The 17,531-nt window shown below is 36.7% G+C and carries 14 protein-coding genes and 2 tRNA genes; 8 read left to right on the top strand and 8 right to left on the bottom strand.

Annotated features, from left to right (window positions below; all coding sequences use genetic code 11):
• From ABEG63_RS17575 to ABEG63_RS17545, 7 genes are all read right to left on the bottom strand, one after another.
• Nucleotides 1-486, bottom strand: a complete 486-nt coding sequence (locus tag ABEG63_RS17575; protein ID WP_346586538.1) for a hypothetical protein — start codon at nucleotides 484-486, stop codon at nucleotides 1-3.
• Nucleotides 487-603: 117 nt separating this feature from the next.
• Nucleotides 604-1,836: an MFS transporter gene (locus ABEG63_RS17570; protein WP_346586536.1), complete on the bottom strand. Its 1,233-nt coding sequence runs from the start codon at nucleotides 1,834-1,836 to the stop codon at nucleotides 604-606.
• Entirely contained in the window at nucleotides 1,836-3,569 is a 1,734-nt protein-coding gene (locus tag ABEG63_RS17565; protein WP_346586534.1) for a thiamine pyrophosphate-dependent enzyme, read from the bottom strand. The genes ABEG63_RS17570 and ABEG63_RS17565 overlap by 1 nt, the downstream gene beginning before the upstream one ends.
• A gap of 192 nt (nucleotides 3,570-3,761) precedes the next feature.
• Nucleotides 3,762-4,964 (bottom strand): diaminopimelate decarboxylase, encoded by a 1,203-nt coding sequence (gene lysA / locus ABEG63_RS17560; protein ID WP_267404795.1) that lies wholly within the window; start codon nucleotides 4,962-4,964, stop codon nucleotides 3,762-3,764.
• Between the two features lie 239 nt (nucleotides 4,965-5,203).
• Nucleotides 5,204-5,407, bottom strand: coding sequence for a DUF5808 domain-containing protein (locus ABEG63_RS17555; RefSeq protein WP_267404798.1), 204 nt, complete (start codon nucleotides 5,405-5,407; stop codon nucleotides 5,204-5,206).
• Between the two features lie 17 nt (nucleotides 5,408-5,424).
• Nucleotides 5,425-6,648: a 3'-5' exonuclease gene (locus ABEG63_RS17550; RefSeq protein WP_312390430.1), complete on the bottom strand. Its 1,224-nt coding sequence runs from the start codon at nucleotides 6,646-6,648 to the stop codon at nucleotides 5,425-5,427.
• Nucleotides 6,649-6,920: 272 nt separating this feature from the next.
• Nucleotides 6,921-8,447, bottom strand: coding sequence for a helicase HerA-like domain-containing protein (locus ABEG63_RS17545; RefSeq protein ID WP_346586531.1), 1,527 nt, complete (start codon nucleotides 8,445-8,447; stop codon nucleotides 6,921-6,923).
• Between the two features lie 285 nt (nucleotides 8,448-8,732).
• Between ABEG63_RS17545 and ABEG63_RS17540 the strand changes: the two genes are divergently transcribed.
• From ABEG63_RS17540 to trxA, 3 genes are read left to right on the top strand one after another with little or no spacing between them, the layout of a single operon-like run.
• On the top strand, nucleotides 8,733-10,142 hold the full coding sequence (locus ABEG63_RS17540) for an MBL fold metallo-hydrolase (RefSeq protein WP_346586529.1): 1,410 nt from the start codon (nucleotides 8,733-8,735) through the stop codon (nucleotides 10,140-10,142).
• Between the two features lie 7 nt (nucleotides 10,143-10,149).
• The gene (locus ABEG63_RS17535) at nucleotides 10,150-10,521 is read left to right on the top strand and encodes a rhodanese-like domain-containing protein (RefSeq protein ID WP_346586527.1); all 372 of its coding nucleotides are present in this window, start codon (nucleotides 10,150-10,152) and stop codon (nucleotides 10,519-10,521) included.
• A 15-nt stretch (nucleotides 10,522-10,536) separates the two neighbouring features.
• Nucleotides 10,537-10,836: a thioredoxin gene (gene trxA / locus ABEG63_RS17530; protein WP_346586525.1), complete on the top strand. Its 300-nt coding sequence runs from the start codon at nucleotides 10,537-10,539 to the stop codon at nucleotides 10,834-10,836.
• 62 nt (nucleotides 10,837-10,898) lie between these two features.
• On the opposite strand, the gene ABEG63_RS17525 is transcribed toward trxA, so the two are convergent.
• Nucleotides 10,899-11,651, bottom strand: a complete 753-nt coding sequence (locus ABEG63_RS17525) for a nitrilase-related carbon-nitrogen hydrolase (protein WP_346586523.1) — start codon at nucleotides 11,649-11,651, stop codon at nucleotides 10,899-10,901.
• A 103-nt stretch (nucleotides 11,652-11,754) separates the two neighbouring features.
• Here ABEG63_RS17525 and ABEG63_RS17520 point away from each other — a divergent pair, with 103 nt between their 5' ends.
• The 5 genes from ABEG63_RS17520 (at nucleotide 11,755) to ABEG63_RS17500 (ending at nucleotide 17,473) form a co-directional block, all read left to right on the top strand.
• Entirely contained in the window at nucleotides 11,755-12,195 is a 441-nt protein-coding gene (locus tag ABEG63_RS17520; RefSeq protein WP_346586521.1) for a DUF6646 family protein, read from the top strand.
• Between the two features lie 104 nt (nucleotides 12,196-12,299).
• The gene (rseP, locus tag ABEG63_RS17515; RefSeq protein WP_346586520.1) at nucleotides 12,300-13,649 is read left to right on the top strand and encodes an RIP metalloprotease RseP; all 1,350 of its coding nucleotides are present in this window, start codon (nucleotides 12,300-12,302) and stop codon (nucleotides 13,647-13,649) included.
• Between the two features lie 81 nt (nucleotides 13,650-13,730).
• A tRNA-Asn gene (locus ABEG63_RS17510) sits at nucleotides 13,731-13,804 on the top strand.
• Between the two features lie 105 nt (nucleotides 13,805-13,909).
• The gene (locus ABEG63_RS17505; RefSeq protein WP_346586519.1) at nucleotides 13,910-17,119 is read left to right on the top strand and encodes a S41 family peptidase; all 3,210 of its coding nucleotides are present in this window, start codon (nucleotides 13,910-13,912) and stop codon (nucleotides 17,117-17,119) included.
• Nucleotides 17,120-17,399: 280 nt separating this feature from the next.
• Nucleotides 17,400-17,473, top strand: a tRNA-Asn gene (locus tag ABEG63_RS17500).
• The last annotated feature ends 58 nt before the right edge of the window (nucleotides 17,474-17,531 follow it).

The following is a 17,531-nucleotide window of genomic DNA, read 5'->3' as shown; positions in this document are numbered from 1 at the left end:
TTACATATCAGCTGACATGGAAGAGAAATTCATCCTCAGCTTCATTTCAGATTTTATCGGTTGGCCGTTACACGTTGCCGGAGACCAGTTTTTCTTGATTCTTCTCACAACATATTGCATATCATCAAAGAAAACTTCACTGTTCAATACTTTTGGATCGCCCGTTACATCAATCACTTTTCCTGTTGCATCAATCGTTAGTGTAAAAGTAAAATCACCCGTTAATGTATAAAAATCTGAGTTGAGATAAGTATACATATATTTTCTTAGAACCTCTTTATAAGCAGCCGCTCCGCCTTCATAAGCAGCCGGTTTAAAATCTGTACAGTTTTTTGCTGCAATCTGCAAAAAAGGCTCTTTAATATCTATTTTTAAAAGGTTCTTGTTGTTTTCTACGATAAAAGATTCATCCCTGTCTTCCAAATCTGTCTGCGCAAATGCAAAATTTGCTACAAAAAGTCCTATAAATAATGCTATTGCTTTCATAGTATAATTTTTTCAATCGATAGTTTATCAGGAGCCAAAATTACGCCAAAAAAAAGAAAGAAACTCCACTTAAAAGCGAAGTTTCCTGTAAAATATTTTTATGATAAATTGACTCTATTAAGCTGCCTGAGCCTTACTTCCCGTTTCTTTCAACATCAATGAAACAATGATTGCTAAAACAATTCCACAAATCCAAAATAAAATGGAATGCTGAAAATGTAAATCTCCTGCAGAATCTCCTAAACTTTTCCCAAACCATCGGCTAAAAACCGGGCTCAGTAAAGTCGTAACGCCAAATGTGATGAAATTGATCGCTCCCGTTGCACTTCCTTTTACAAAATCAGGATTCGCTTCTTTAATAACAGAATAAGGAATCATCGCCGCTCCGGATCCAAGACCAAGAATAAACATACTGATCTTCGCAGGATATAATTCCGGAAGATAGATTAACTGTAATAAGCTTAAGATCATCACCACAGCTCCAGCAACCAAAACTGGTTTTCTGCGACCTATTTTATCAGTAATAAAACCTAATAACGGACAACCAAACACCCAACCAAACGCGACCATCGCACTTGTAATCGCGGCATCATGAAAGACGAACTGCTTATCTTTTTCAAAAAAAGCAACCGCCCAGGTCATTGCAAATATCGTTGTTGGCGCAAACAAAAGCCCGGAGATAATTCCGCAAAGCCATGATTGAGGATTCTTAAAAACAATTTTATAAGGCTCCAGATAACCCATAGGTTTTGCTCCTGTTTCTGTAGACTCTTCCGCTTTTTTCTCTTTGGGAATGACGAAAAACAATCCGAAAGCAGTGATAATGGTGGCAATTCCTGACCAAAGCCAGAAAGTATCAATATTTACCCCTTCTTCTACCCAAGGTCCAACCACAAATTGTCCGGCCGTTCCGCCCAGCATTCCGATACATTGTGTAAAACCAATTGCTGTAGCCAATGACTTTGAAGAAAAACCTTTACTTGCAAGATACACACATCCCGGAAAAGCAAAAGCACAACCCGCGCCCTGTAATAATCTTCCGGAAACTCCGGCAACCTGACTTGAAATTAAAAATAACAAACACCCAATTCCTAAAATCAGCGTTCCTACAAAAAGTGATCTTTTGCCACCAAATTTGTCTAACGCAATTCCCGCAATCAAACTGCAGGTAGAATAGGTGTAATAATAGGTTCCGACCATGCTGATCAGTTTCAGTTCGGTCGTATTAAAATTATTGACCAGTTCAGGAATCATTACCGCCGGTGCCGATCGGATCACATAATCTAAAAAATAGAAAACAAGCCCGAAAACCCAAGCGATAACGTAGAATTTCTTCAAAGATGCATTCATTATAGCAAATCTTTAATATGTTTATAGTTTGTTTTTACTGTATCTAATGCTTCTTCCATTTTTCCGCCAAGCATTAATTGCGCCATAGATTTCGTCATTCCCAATACCTGATCGAATTCAATTTTCGGAGGTAAAGCCAAAGCGTTTGGATTCGTGAAAATATTTAACAAATAAGGTCCGTTATGCTCCAAACATTCTTTAATTGAACTTTCAACATCATCAGGATGGTGAACATTTTTTCCGGTATACCCCATTGCCTGTGCGATCATGGCAAAATCAGGATTAATCATGTCGGTTTCATTATCGGGCATTCCGCCTACTTCCATTTCTAATTTTACCATTCCCAATGCTCTGTTGTTGAAAACAATCAGCTTTACAGGTAATTTATACTGAAAAATGGTTGCCATATCGCCTAACAACATCGACAATCCACCGTCGCCGCACATCGCAATCACCTGTCGGTCGGGATGTGCCAACGAAGCTCCAATTGCCATCGGCATTGCATTCGCCATCGATCCGTGATTGAATGATCCCAGCATTTTACGATCTCCGGTTCCGGTAATATATCTCGCGCCCCAAACACAACACATCCCCGTATCCACCGTGAAAATGGCATTATTTTTAGCCAACTGATCTAAAGTATGCGCTACAAATTCCGGCTGAATGGCATTTTCCGTTCCTCGGTCTTTCACATAAATCAATTGGTTTTCTTTTACTTTTTCATAAAATTCCAATTGCTGGTTTAGGAAATTAATATCAGTTTTTTCTTTTAGCAAAGGTAATAATGCCTTAATCGTTTCTTTCACATCACCCGCAAGACCCAATTCCAACTTAGCCCTTCTGCCTAAACGTTCCGGACTCTCATCGATCTGGACAATTTTGTTTTTAACAGGCATGAATTTCTCGTACGGGAAATCGGTTCCTAACAATAAAAGCAAATCTGCTTCGTGCATCGCATGATACGCTGAAGGAAGCCCAAGAAGCCCTGTTAAACCTACTTCATTTGGATTATTTGGCTGAATCGCCATTTTTCCTCTGAAAGAATATCCTACCGGCGCTTTTAAATATTTTGAAAGTTCCACAACTTCAGCATTAGAATGTTCAGCTCCAATTCCGCAGTAGATGGTTACTTTTTTACTTTCATTAATTAAATCGGCCAATTGATTCAATTCATCATCAGAAGGACGAATAACCGGATTGGTTTTAAAGATTTTATTGGAAGTCGAAGCTTCTTCAGCGTTCAGTTCCGAAACATCGCCCGGAAGCCCGATTACCGCAACCCCTTTTTTAGAAATCGCATGCTGAATGGCTGTCTGAACGGTTCTCTGAACCTGCTCAGGTCTTGTAATCATTTGGTTATAATGACTGCAATCGTCGAATAATTTAATGGTATTTGTTTCCTGAAAATAATCCATTCCCATTTCTTCACTCGGAATTGTGGAAGCAATCACCAACATCGGAACATGCGAACGATGCGCTTCATACACCCCGTTGATCAAATGCACGTGCCCCGGCCCGCAACTTCCTGCACAAACCGCAAAACCATCGAGTTCCGCTTCTGCCGCCGCTGCATACGCTCCTACTTCTTCATGTCTTACATGAATCCATTCAATACTGCTTTTTTTAACGGCAATATTCAGATGATTCAAACTATCTCCTGTAACTGCATAAATTCTTTTCACATTTGCGTTCTCGAGCATCTCAACTATTTGCTCAGCTATGTTTTTAGCCATAATTAATATTTTTGGTGGTTAATGTATTCGAAAAAAAACGGATGTGAATATGGATTGAAAAGCATTCTATTCTTGTTTTAAAATAAATGCCTATCAAATGTAAGGAATAATAAATATTTTAAAGATTCTTAGTCATTAAAATTTAATTAAGAACACAAAAAACTCCGCAATTTCTTGCAGAGTTTTTGTTATTTATTTTACAACTTCGATCTGATTTCTCAATAAATCTTCGAATTCGTCTCTTTTTCTGATCAGGTGCGCTTTTCCGTCTAAGAAAAGAACCTCAGCAGGCTTTAATCTTGAATTGAAGTTTGAACTCATCTCAAAACCATAAGCTCCCGCATTACGGAATACCAAGATATCGCCTTCTCTTACTTCATTCAGCTTTCTATCCCAGGCGAAAGTATCTGTTTCACAAATATTTCCGACTACGGTATAAATTCTCTCTGCTCCTTTTGGATTAGATAAATTTTCTATTTGGTGATAAGAATCGTAGAACATCGGACGAATCAGGTGATTGAATCCTGAATTTACGCCAACGAAAACTGTCGCTGTAGTTTGCTTGATTACATTAGCTTTAACTAAAAGATAGCCGCTTTTACCCACTAAGAATTTCCCCGGTTCAAACCAAAGTTCGAATTTTTTACCTGTAGATTTTGAAAATTCAGCGATTACTTTTTCTACTTTTTTACCCAATGTTTTCACATCTGTTTCTTCTTCGCTGTCTTGATAAGGAATTTTGAAACCGCTTCCCATATCCAGATATTTCAGGTTTGGGAAATGTTCAGACAATTCAAGCATAATATCCAAAGCCTGCAGGAACACTTCAGGGTCTTTAATCTCGCTACCGGTGTGCATATGAAGACCTTCCACATTCAAGTTAGTAGATTTCATCACTCTTTCGATATGACGAACTTGGTGAATAGAAATCCCGAATTTGCTATCGATGTGCCCCGTTGAGATTTTGTAATTTCCTCCTGCAAAAATATGCGGGTTGATTCTTACTAAAATCGGGTATGTATTTCCATATTTATTTCCGAATTGCTCAAGAATAGAGATATTATCAATATTAATGTGTACTCCGAAAGTCATTGCTTCTTCAATCTCAGCAAGATCCACACAATTCGGGGTGAATAATATTTTTTCTTTTGAGAAACCTGCCTTAAGCCCAAGTTTCACTTCGTTTATCGATACACAATCCAAAGAAGCACCTAAGTTCTTGACATACTTAAGGATATTAATGTTTGTCAATGCCTTCGCTGCATAGAAGAACTTTGTGTGTTTTAAAAAAGAAGATGTAAGTTTTTCGTATTGCTCTTTTATAGATTCAGCATCATAAACATACACCGGTGTGCCAAATTCGTTGGCAATCTTTAATAATTCATTTGAATTCATAATTTCATATTAGCATAAAAAAAGGCAGATTCTTCGAAAAGAGTCCGCCACAATATTATTATTTTTATGCAAGGCAACTCTTTTAAATATTCCAAACCTTAGAGAACCTTACAGCTCCCTTTTTTCCGGTTTTATTTTGTTTAAAATCTTGCATTGCTTTTTCTATTTTCTCTGCAAAAATACTAATTCTTTTTCATTTTCAGAAAACTGATTTACAAAGTGTTTGTTTTTCAGCAAGATCAGGAATTCTGTTTTGGAAGCAACCAAGAAATGATCCCAATCGCGATTAATATCAACAAAAATACAGAAATAGATAGCGGATTGGCAAAATTTACCGTCCAGCCCCATCCGAATCTTTTGGGCGGAAATAGTCTTTTATCTTCTTTATTGTAATAAAAAAGTCCGAATTTCCAGTGTTCTGAATCTTTATCAAAGGGATTCATGCTGTATTTATATTAAATTATTTTGGCAAAGGCAATGTTTCAAAATCGCCGCGAAGCAAAGCCAATTGTAATTCGTTATTTAGGTCTGCAGATGATAAAGGCAAATCTATTTTCAGCTTCGCCAATTTGCTTAATGTTTGAATCTGAGTAAACAGCTCATAAAATCCGTAAGAAATCACTTTACCGTTTTCGATGATCATAAATAGCTTCTCGCCTAATTTTCGACCTTGCCCTAGCCAAAGTTCGTTTCTTTTTTTGAAATCGATCTTCTTTTTGAACACCTCAACATCGTGATATTCTTCAATCCCATTAATAAACTGAACCGCTTTTGAACCTTGTGTGAAAGACCTGAACTTCAGAAGAGGCTTTTCCGTTTTATTCAGTGTATTTTTCTCAACAACATATTTATTGTTTCGGCAAAATAATCCGAATGGTAGCGTGTCCCTTTTTTTAAGTCCTTTTGAATTTAAAATAAGTTTCGCAATAATATCCGTTCCGGTAAGTTCAAAATTAATTTGCTCAACACCCTGCTGAATATCTTCCCATTTTTTTGATTTGGAATTAAAAACTTTCTTCGAAAATTTATTAATATCCTGAACATGATCTGAAAAAATGATTCTCCCAGCCTCGTCCTGAAAATAAACAAAACCTTTTTCGTTTGGTAAATCCTGAGTTAGCTGCTTGATCTTATTGATATACGTTTTGGCATTGGATTCCTCATGCTGTTTCTGAATGATCTCATTTTCCGTATCTTTTGATATGAGAAGTTTAAACAATTCTAATGTCGCACGCGCATCTCCGTCTGCACGGTGATGATTGGTTAAAGGGATTCCCAGCGATTTCACCAACTTTCCTAGAGAATAACTTACCTCATCAGGAATCAGTTTTTTGGCTAAAGGAATGGTATCTAATGTATTGATTTTAAATTCGTACCCCAACCTGGTAAAAGACTGACGGAGCATCCTGTAATCGAAATCGATATTATGACCGACCAACGTAGTATTAGCCGTAATTTCTACAACTCTTTTAGCTATTTCGTGAAATTTCGGAGCCGTTTTCACCATTTTCGGAGTAATATTGGTTAATTTCTGCACAAAAGGTGTGATATCGCTTTCCGGATTAACAAGCGAAATAAACTGATCAACAATTTTTTGCCCATCATATCTGTAGATAGCAATATCAATAATACTTTCTTTTCTGTAACCCGCGCCGTTACTCTCTATATCAATTATGGAATACAACTTTACTTAATTAAAATCTAATGATAAATGTAGGCATAAATTCATAAAATTCCTCGTTTCTTCAAAATTTTGCCCGTTACTTTTCAGTCTATACTGAGTTTAAAATAATATAAAACCCTTCAAAAACAGGAAAATGCTGTATAACCATCTCCAACAAATGATTTTGTTTTCAAACAGTTACACAGCACCCCTCATTATTTGAAATCGAAAATGATAAGTCAAAAACCTTACCATTCCGACTCTAACGAATATATAAAAATTATTTAAAATTTCTATCGCTTTCTTCCACCCAGCCCAAGCATTCCTAAAATTGCTTTTGCCCCTTCGCGCATCAGCGTGCTGGTAAACGTTCTTCCTGCTTTACTCTGTAAAACCTGCTCCAACATTCCCGGCTCTTCTTTTACGGGTTTTGTTTTTTGAGTCGGAGCTGCATTCTGAGCGGCCTGCTCCATTCTGTTGACCAAGATTTCGTAAGCCGATTCGTTATCCACTACTTTTTCATATTTGGCAACCAAGGCAGATTTACTGGTTAATTCAGAGATTTCAGCATCATTCAACACATCCATTCTGGATTCCGGTGAAATTAAATACGTATGAACCAGCGGAGTAGGAATTCCCTTTTCATCCAAAGCTGTGACAAAAGCCTCCCCAATTCCTAAATTTTGAATTAAAGTAGAAGCATCATAAAACTCCGTTGTCGGATAATTTTCGACTGCTTTGGTAATCTCTTTTTTATCTTTCGCGGTAAAACCTCTCAGCGCATGCTGAATCTTCAAACCTAATTGAGAAAGCACTCCTTCCGGCACATCTCCCGGAACCTGCGTGATAAAATAAATACCGATTCCTTTGGAACGAATCAGTTTTACCATGGTTTCAATTTGGGAAAGTAGAGCTTTGGAAGATTCATCAAAGATCAAATGCGCTTCATCAATGAAAAGAACCAGTTTGGGTCTTCCGCTGTCACCTTCTTCAGGGAAAGTCATATAAATTTCAGCAAAAAGAGACAACATAAATGTAGAGAACAATTGAGGTTTACTTTGAATATCCGCCACCCGCAAAATATTCACCACACCTTTTCCGTCTCTGGTTTTCAAGAGATCGTGAACATCAAAACTTAATTCTCCAAAGAAACTTGCCGCGCCCTGTTGTTCCAACGCAACGATAGATCTCAGAATAGCTCCCAAGGAAGCCGAAGAAATGGAACCATAATTTCCTGCCAAGTCTGCTTTTCCTTGGGCATTTTCAGTAACATATTGAAGAACTTTCTTCAGATCATTCAGATCAATTAAAGGCAGCCCTTTATCATCACAATATTTAAAAACAATAGACATGATACTTTGCTGGGTATCATTCAATTCTAAAATTTTACTCAATAAAACAGGTCCGAATTCGGTAACAGTTGCTCTCAGTTTCACACCTCTTTCGCCGGAAATTGTCATCAATTCTACCGGGAAAGCCTGTGGTTCGTAAGGAAGCTGTGTTTTAGAATATCTTTCTTCAATTAAAGCATTTTTCTGTCCGGCTTCCGCAATTCCAGAGAAATCTCCTTTGATATCCAACACCAAAGACGGAATTCCCTGATGAGAAAGCTGTTCGGCAAAAACCTGCAACGTTTTGGTCTTCCCAGTTCCTGTGGCTCCGGCAATCAATCCGTGGCGGTTGATGGTTTTTAAAGGAATGGTAACATTCACCTCAGGGACAACTTCCCCATCCAGCATTGCCTTTCCTAATATAATATGATCTCCTTTCGGAGTGTATTTAGCATTTAATTCTTCAATAAATTTTGCTTTATCTGCCATTTGATTTTTTTTAGACATCTAAAGATAAAAGTTTTTGTAAGATATTTTATTCTGAGAAATAATATTCTTTTGTGAATATCTACACTATTATTTTTATCTTTCAAACATGATAAAAAACAGTCTACTAATTTAGTATGCTTTTCGACTGTTCTTTTTATTTGAATTAAAGCAATTTAAACCCGATCAACAAAGTAAAATTGATATAAACTATTAGGCAGATTTAACATTTGATACACAATTCATCTAATACTTCGTATCTTTAACTAAATTTTTAAAATAAAGCCAATGAAAGTTGAACAAATATATACGGGCTGTCTGGCTCAGGGCGCCTATTATATTGTATCAGAAAATGAAGCTGCAATTATAGATCCTTTGAGAGAGGTAAAACCTTATCTGGATCGTCTGGAAAAAGACAATGTAACTTTAAAATATATCTTCGAAACACATTTTCATGCAGATTTTGTTTCGGGGCATTTGGATTTAAGCAAAAAAACGGGAGCTCCTGTGGTTTACGGACCAACGGCACAACCGGAATTCGAAGCAACAATTGCTGAAGATGAGCAAATTTTTGAAATCGGAAAAGTAAAAATAAAAGCACTTCACACGCCTGGTCATACGATGGAAAGTACAACTTACCTTCTTATTGACGAAAACGGTGTTGAAACCGCTATTTTCACAGGTGACACTTTATTTTTGGGAGATGTGGGAAGACCCGATCTTGCCCAAAAAGCAGGAAGTGTAACGCAGGAAGACCTTGCAGGAATTTTATACGAAAGCTTACACAGCAAAATCATGCCGTTGGACGACAGCATTACGGTGTATCCGGCTCATGGCGCGGGTTCTGCTTGTGGAAAAAATATGCAGAAAGAGACGGTTGATCTATTAGGCAATCAAAAAAGAACGAATTATGCTCTTAATCAACCAGATAAAGAATCGTTTGTGAGAGAAGTTCTTGACGGACTTACCGCTCCGCCAAAATATTTCGGAATGAATGTAGCCATGAATAAAGGCGGCTACGAAAGTCTTGATATTGTGATGGACAAAGGTTTGACACCTGTGGATGTTAATGATTTTGAAGCGTATGCAGAAGAAACCGGTGCTTTGATTCTTGACACGAGAAGTCCGGTGGAATTTCACAAAGGATTTGTTCCTAATTCAGTAAACATCGGCTTGAAAGGTGATTTCGCACCATGGGTCGGAACGTTGATCGTAGATGTAAAACACCCTTTATTATTAATCGTAGACGAAGGAACTGAAGAAGAAGCGATTACTAGACTGAGCAGAGTTGGTTTTGATAATGTAGTTGGCTATTTAAACGGAGGTTTTGAAGCTTGGAAAAATGCAGGAAAGGAAACCGATGAAGTAAAAAGAATTTCTCCGGCTGAATTTGCAGAGCAATTTAACGAAACTTCAAAAGTAGTTGATGTTCGTAAAATTTCAGAATATTCGGCGGAACATATTGATAACGCTTACAATAAGCCTTTAGATTTAATCAGCGATTGGGTAAAAACGATTGATGATTCTGAACATTTCTTCTTGCATTGTGCAGGCGGTTACCGAAGTATGATTGCGGCAAGTATTCTTAACTCACACGGAATCAGAAATTTTACTGAAATTGAAGGTGGTTTCAACGGAATCAAAAAAACAGAAAAATTCCCAACAACGGATTTTGTTTGTCAGTCTAAAGTGATCTAAAATGAAGATGAAGAAAGGTATATTTTTTGGAATTATCCTTACAACATTTACAATAACAGCTTGTAAAACAGCCAGTCATTCTGAAGCTTCAAAAGCGAACATAAGAGAAGTTATGAACAGCTCAGATGTAACGTTGGTAGATGTAAGAATTCCGGAACAATATGCAGAAGGAACCGCAAAAAATGCCATCAACATCCCTTTGGCTGAAATTCAGAATAATGCTGAACAATTGAAAGGCAAAAAAGTAGTTGTTTTTTGCAACAAAGGAATTCAGGCAGATCAAGCGGTAGAAATATTAAAGAAAAACGGCGTTGACGTATATGACGGCACAAGCTGGAAAAACGTAAAAGCCATTCAGGATGAGCAATCATCAAAATAAATAAAAAACCAAACTATGTCACAAAAATTTCAGGAAATTATAGATTCGGAAAGACCTGTATTAATCGACTTTTTTGCAACTTGGTGTCAGCCTTGCAAAGTTCAGTCTTCGGTTTTAACGACGGTAAAAGAGAAAGTAGGCGAAACAGCCAGAATTATAAAAGTAGATATCGATCAGTATCCTGCCATTGCCTCACAATATGGCGTGCGCAGTGTTCCGACATTAGCAGTTTTCAAAAAAGGAGAATTACTTTACAAAGAAAGCGGCGTGCACGATGTGAACAGATTGACACAACTTTTAGAACAATATGCTTAAAAAGGTTGAGGTTAAGATTTAGGCTGATATTTTTACAACCTTAATCTTAACCTCAATTTTTTTTATAATTGAATTGAAAAAGCATCCCTATCATTCAAAAACTGAAAATGTTTTCTGAAATCTTTCAATTGCTCTACATCCAGATCTGCAATAATGAGATTTCCTTTCTTTTCAGAAATCTCAGATCCGTCAGCAGAAAAACAATGCGAACTTTCCTGATAAAAAAGATTATTTCCATCAGTCCCAATTCTGTTCAAACCAAAAACAAAAGACAAATTCTCGATTGCCCTTGCTTTCAGCAAATGTTCCCAAGCTCCAACCCTTTTCTCTGGCCAGTTGGCTACATATAAAATAGCATCATAATCATCATTATTTCTGGCAAAAACAGGAAAACGAAGATCATAGCAAACCTGTAATAAGATTCTGAATCCCTCATAATTCACAATCACCCTTTCTCTTCCCGGCGTATACACTTTATCTTCTCCGGAAAAGGAAAACAAATGCCTTTTATCATAGAAATCAACCTGAGAATCGGGTTGTACAAAATACATTCTGTTATAAAAATTGCCTTCTTCTTCCACGGGCGCACTTCCGCAAAAAGCTGCATTTTTTCCTTTTGCCATTTTCTTTAAAAACTCCAGAGATTCCTGATTTCTGTCTGAAACCTCCGCGGCATCCATACAAAAACCTGTTGAAAACATTTCCGGAAGCAGAAAAAGGTCAGCTTCCTCATTTTGCAACTCCTTTTCAATCTCTTCAAAATTTGCCGATTTATTTTTCCAGATAATATCTAAATTCAGTCCTGTGATTTTCATAAACTTTATTAAAAAACTTCTATAAAAATACGATTTTCAAATAATTTCGGTTCTATTTTTGATACGAATCTTTTTTATTAATAACACTAAAAAGGTAAAATTTATGAAGAAATTGTTTTTTATGCTGATGATGGTCTTTCTGGGAACAGCCGCCAATGCACAAGCCTGGACGGGTAAAGGAGATCAGAAGATTAATCTGGGGCTTAGTGCGTGGGGTTACGGAACTGGAATTGCCGCAACCTATGATTATGGTTTGAACAAGCTGATATCTGTGGGAGCTGGTGCGAATGCTTATTTTGATAATTATAAAGATAATGATAAAGACAACCGAGTTTTCATTTTCGGAAGACTGAATTTTCACCTTCAGGATGCTTTAGACCTTCCATCTAAATGGGACATTTATCCCGGAGTTGATGTCGGAATTTTAGGAAGAGACTTCGGAATCGGGGCTCACATTGGCGCCAAATACTTTTTCACGGAGAAATTCGGAGTTTTTGCAGAAGTCGGCAACAATGGCAGTCTTGGCGTTTCGTTCAATTTGTAGAAAAACACCTTATTATATGACAAAGCTTCTCATTTCGAGGAGCTTTTTTATTTGGCATAGTTTTGATAATTGTTACCTTTGCAAATTAAACATAAAAAGCATTAATGGAAATAGCAATTAAACTGTTTCAATTTATATTGAGCATTTCTATCTTAGTCATCTTACACGAGCTCGGGCATTTCTTACCCGCAAAATACTTTAAAACCAAAGTAGAAAAATTTTACCTTTTCTTCGATCCTTGGTTTTCAATCGCTAAAAAGAAAATTGGTGAAACCGAATACGGTATCGGATGGCTTCCTTTCGGAGGTTATGTAAAAATTGCCGGAATGGTAGACGAAAGTATGGATACCGAGCAGTTGAAGCAGCCTGCACAGCCTTGGGAATTCAGAGCGAAACCGGCTTGGCAGAGATTAATCATTATGCTTGGTGGCGTTACGGTAAACTTTTTCCTAGCTTGGTTAATTTATACTTGCCTTTCTTTATTCAACGGAGAAATGTATACCGATCTCACCAAATTCGAAAACGGAATTGGCGTAACAGAAGCGGGTAGAAAAATGGGGTTCCAAAGTGGAGATAAAATCATCAATATCGACGGAAAACCTGCAGAAAGATTAGAAAATGCTTCTATTAATATTCTTTTAGGCGACAATGTAACAGTTCTTAGAAACGGAAAAGAAGTAACTTTCCCGGTAAACAAAGATGGTGTTGCTGATGTTTTAAAGCAAAAAGAAGCTAAAATGTATATCACGCCAAGAATGCCAATGATTATTGATACATTGGTAAGCCCTACAGCGAAAGCTTCAGGATTGGCAAAAGGTGATAAAGTAGTTTCAATTAATGGCAAGCAGACTCCTTTCTTTGATGAAGTGAGCGATGTTTTATTGGAAAATAAAGGTAAAGCAGTAAGCATAGATATTCTGAGAAACGGTAAGCCTGAAACGGTTTCTGCAACAGTAGATAAAAACGGAAAACTAGGAGTTGGTGTAGATCAAAAAGCACTGGCAAACGTTGTTACAGATAAAAAATATTCTTTCGGAGAATCTATTCCTAGAGGGTTTACAAGAACAATTGAAGCTTTAACGATGCAGGTAAAGCAGTTCAAAATTATGTTCAACTCTAAAGTTCAGGGGTATAAAAACGTTGGTGGACCAATTGCTATTGTTAAAAACATGCCGGTTGACAGAGATGCAGACGGTGGTTATGCGATCAATTGGGTTGCTTTCTGGAGTTTCACAGCAATGTTCTCTGTTTGGTTAGCATTTTTGAACTTAATTCCGATTCCTGGCTTGGATGGTGGACACGTAATTTTCACTTTATATGAAATGATCGTTGGAAAACCTGTACCTCAAAAAGTATTGGAAAACGCACAGATGATCGGGGTTATCTTCCTGTTAGGCTTGATGTTACTGATCTTCGGAAGCGACATCTTTAAGGTCTTCACCGGAAAATTATAATTATTTTTAAAATTTTTATTGAAAATATTTGTAGGGTATAAATATTCGTCCTATATTTGCACCACTTAAAACAAAGAACATTCCTCCTTAGCTCAGTTGGTTAGAGCATCTGACTGTTAATCAGAGGGTCGCTGGTTCGAGCCCAGCAGGAGGAGCAAAAAAGACTTACAAAAATGTAGGTCTTTTTTTATGTTTATATTTGTGAATTTTATTAAAATACTTAAAACCCATTAGTATTTTTCATCCATATAAACTAGCTCATGAAAAGACTATACATTTCATTATTTACTGCCTTTGCGATCACACAGCTTTCTGCGCAGGAAAAATCATATTTTTTATCAACACCTTCATTAAGTCCGGACGGAAAAGTTGCCTATTTCGCTTACGATGGAGATACCTGGAAAGCAGATTCTAACGGAGGAAACGCTTCAAGAATCACAGCGATGGAAGGCGAAGAGATCAATCCACGAATTTCTCCTGATGGAAAATGGCTGGCGTTCAGCTCTAATCAATATGGCAACTATGATGTTTATCTGATGCCTGCTGAAGGAGGAACGATCAAGCAGCTGACTTTCCATACCGGAAAAGATGAAATGGAAAATTGGAGCTGGGACAGCAAAACGATTTATTTTACTTCGAGCAGAAATAATAATTTCGGAAGTTTTAAAACTACAATTGAAGGAAAAACTCCGGAAAAGCTTTTTAACAATTACTTTAATAATACGAATGGATTAGCAGAAACGCCTTCTGGAGAATATCTTTTCACAAGTTCTATGGAAAGCGCCAATCAGGTTCATCGTAAGCGTTATAAAGGCGAAAATAATCCTGATATTTTAGGCTTCAATCCAAAGAACAATTCTTTTAAACAATACACCAATTACGAAGGAAAAGACTTTAACCCAAGTGTAGATAAAAATGGCGTTATTTATTTTATTTCGGATGAAAATAATGGCGAATACAATCTTTACAAACTTGAAAATGGTCAAAAAACTGCATTAACAAAGTTTGACACTTCAATAAAGAAACCTTTTGTTGCAGCCAATGGCTCTAAAGTTATTTTTGAAAAAGATTATCAGCTATATGTTTATGATGTCGCTTCAAAAAGCACAAAAGCTCTTGCTATTAATTTAAACACGAATAAGACATTAGAAAAAGAGCAAAGTTTCAATGTAGAAAATAATATTTCGTATTACGATGTTTCTGCCGATGGCAAAAAAATGGCGTACGTGAGTCGCGGGGTTCTATTTGTTTCGGATGTGGAAGGTAAATTTTCACAACAGATTTCTGATGGAAAAGAACGCGTTATAGAAGTAAAATGGCTGAAAGATAACCGCACGCTACTTTTCAGCCAAACCGATAAAGGCTATCAAAACTGGTTCAGCATTGCTGCAGACGGAAAAGGGCAACAGAAACAACTGACCAGTGATTTGCGCAATAACCGCAACATCAGCCTTAACAGCGATTTGTCAAAAGCAGTTTATTTAAGTGGTCGTGATGAAGTGAGATTAATGGATCTTAAAAATTTCAATTCGACAACGATTGTGAAAGATGAAATCTGGGCATTCCAAAACTCAAAACCTTCTTTTTCACCGAATAACGAATATGTTTTATTTTCAGCAAAAAGAAATTTCGAGCTTGATATTTTCATTTATAATATTAAAAAAGGTGAAACTACTAACCTTACGAACACCGGAGTTTCTGAAGAAGATCCTTACTGGTCGCCGAACGGGAAATACATTTATTTTACAAGTGACAGAACAAGCCCTTCTTATCCTTTAGGCTTGCAGAAATCTAACATCTATCGTATGGCGCTGGATTGGTTTGACACACCTTACAAATCTGAAAAATTCGACCAACTTTTCAAGGAAGAAGACAAAAAAGAAACGAAAGATTCTGAAAAAACGAAGGAGAAAAAAGAGAAAAACGACAAGGAAAAGGATGAAAGCAAAGATAAAGACGGGGATAAAAAAGATGAAAAGGAGAAAGAGAAAGAACCTGTCGTTAAGGAAATCAAGGTAAATCCTGAATATACGTTGGAGCGAATCGAACTGGTGACCGATCGATATGGTTATCAGGATGATCCGGCAGTTTTCCTGGATGATAAAAAGGAGATTTTACTGTTTAATTCTAATCAGGATAATGGTAAAAGACAGTTGTTTAAAAAAGTTTTCACTGATTTTGAACCCGCCAAGTCTGAAAAAGTTTTCGACAAAGCCGCTTACAACATCACGAAAAATGCTAAAAATCTGTTCGCTTTAATCGAAGGAAATGTTTATAAAACAGCAATTTCAGCTTTAAAACCTCAAAAAATAAATATTCAGTATACATTCAACAAAGATCTGGCTTCAGAATTTACACAAATGTATGATGAAACGTGGACGGGTGTTGAGGAAAATTTCTATGATGAAAAATTCCACGACATCAACTGGAAAGCTAAAAGAGAGCAATATGCGAAATATCTTCCGTATGTTCACAACAGAAATGATCTTAGAATTCTGCTGAATGATCTTTTAGGCGAATTAAATTCTTCACACGTCGGATTTTCTTCCACAGGAAAAGAAGAAAGCACTTATCTGAATTATTTCACCAACGAAACGGGAATTATCTTTAAAAAAGATCAGCCTTACACCGTAGAAAGTATCGTAAGAAAATCTCCCGCTTTCCGTACCGGAGTTGATATAAAATCTGGAGACGAACTGGTTTCTGTAAATGGAAAAACCATTGACAAAAATGAAAATATTGAAACCTATTTTACCACGCCTAAAAAGCAGGAAGAGCTTATTTTAACCTTCAATCGTAATGGTAAAAATATAACGACAAAAGTTCATCCGATTTCAAATGTGGAATTAAAAAGTCTGTTGTATGATGACTGGATCTTCAATAATCGTGAGCGAGTTAACAAACTAAGTAATAACAGAATCGCTTATTCTTACATGAAAAATATGTCGACCGAGGAGCTTGACCGTTTTCTTTTAGACATGGTAGAGCAGGAAAACAGAAAAGACGCCGTTATCCTCGACCTTCGATACAATACAGGTGGAAACGTGCATGATAAAGTCTTGAATTTCCTTTCTCAAAGACCGTACCTGCAATGGAAATACCGTGAAGGTAAAATGACAACGCAGCCAAATTTTGCTCCATCAGGAAAACCTATTGTTTTGTTAATCAACGAAGCGTCTTTAAGTGATGCCGAAATGACTGCAGCAGGATTTAAAGCTTTGAAATTAGGAAAAATCATTGGTCAGGATACTTACCGCTGGATTATCTTCACTTCTGGAAAAAGCTTGGTAGACGGATCTTTTTACAGACTTCCATCTTGGGGAACTTACACCCTGGACGGTCAGAATCTTGAAAAAACAGGAGTGAAACCGGATATTTATATCAAAAATACGTTTATGGATCGCCAGCAGAATAATGACCCACAATTGGAGCGCGCTGTTCAGGAAATTCTTAAAGATTTAAAGAAATAAAAAATTTAAAATATCTGAAACTGAAATAGCAATATTCTTTTTACTGTTATTTCAGTTGAGATAAAAAGCAGAAACTTCTAAGCAATACAACATTTTTTCTAAGCTAAACATTTCAATTTTGGAGTAATAATTGAGAAGAATTCAGATTTAATTAAAAAAAACGTAAAATATTTGTGATTGAAATTCAACACATTTAGTGAAAAATCATCATGAATAAAGGATAAAACTTGCTTGATATAAATATTCATATTATATTTGCATCACCTTAAAAGAAGGAAATTCCTCCTTAGCTCAGTTGGTTAGAGCATCTGACTGTTAATCAGAGGGTCGCTGGTTCGAGCCCAGCAGGAGGAGCAAAAAGACTTACAGAAATGTAGGTCTTTTTTTATGCTTCAAAATTTACTTTTCCCTT

It is taken from the genome of Chryseobacterium sp. C39-AII1, assembly GCF_039672645.1.
Lineage (GTDB): Bacteria > Bacteroidota > Bacteroidia > Flavobacteriales > Weeksellaceae > Chryseobacterium.
Note: the sequence above shows the minus strand (reverse complement) of the source record. Positions and strands in the feature narration are given on the sequence as shown.

Excerpts from the sequence above, each read along its gene's own strand:
- ABEG63_RS17575 (WP_346586538.1), bottom strand. The coding sequence starts at position 486 with ATGAAAGCAATAGCATTATTTATAGGACTTTTTGTAGCAAATTTTGCA.
- ABEG63_RS17570 (WP_346586536.1), bottom strand. The coding sequence starts at position 1,836 with ATGAATGCATCTTTGAAGAAATTCTACGTTATCGCTTGGGTTTTCGGG.
- ABEG63_RS17565 (WP_346586534.1), bottom strand. The coding sequence starts at position 3,569 with ATGGCTAAAAACATAGCTGAGCAAATAGTTGAGATGCTCGAGAACGCA.
- lysA (WP_267404795.1), bottom strand. The coding sequence starts at position 4,964 with ATGAATTCAAATGAATTATTAAAGATTGCCAACGAATTTGGCACACCG.
- ABEG63_RS17555 (WP_267404798.1), bottom strand. The coding sequence starts at position 5,407 with ATGAATCCCTTTGATAAAGATTCAGAACACTGGAAATTCGGACTTTTT.
- ABEG63_RS17545 (WP_346586531.1), bottom strand. The coding sequence starts at position 8,447 with ATGGCAGATAAAGCAAAATTTATTGAAGAATTAAATGCTAAATACACT.
- ABEG63_RS17540 (WP_346586529.1), top strand. The coding sequence starts at position 8,733 with ATGAAAGTTGAACAAATATATACGGGCTGTCTGGCTCAGGGCGCCTAT.
- ABEG63_RS17535 (WP_346586527.1), top strand. The coding sequence starts at position 10,150 with ATGAAGAAAGGTATATTTTTTGGAATTATCCTTACAACATTTACAATA.
- trxA (WP_346586525.1), top strand. The coding sequence starts at position 10,537 with ATGTCACAAAAATTTCAGGAAATTATAGATTCGGAAAGACCTGTATTA.
- ABEG63_RS17525 (WP_346586523.1), bottom strand. The coding sequence starts at position 11,651 with ATGAAAATCACAGGACTGAATTTAGATATTATCTGGAAAAATAAATCG.
- ABEG63_RS17520 (WP_346586521.1), top strand. The coding sequence starts at position 11,755 with ATGAAGAAATTGTTTTTTATGCTGATGATGGTCTTTCTGGGAACAGCC.
- rseP (WP_346586520.1), top strand. The coding sequence starts at position 12,300 with ATGGAAATAGCAATTAAACTGTTTCAATTTATATTGAGCATTTCTATC.
- ABEG63_RS17505 (WP_346586519.1), top strand. The coding sequence starts at position 13,910 with ATGAAAAGACTATACATTTCATTATTTACTGCCTTTGCGATCACACAG.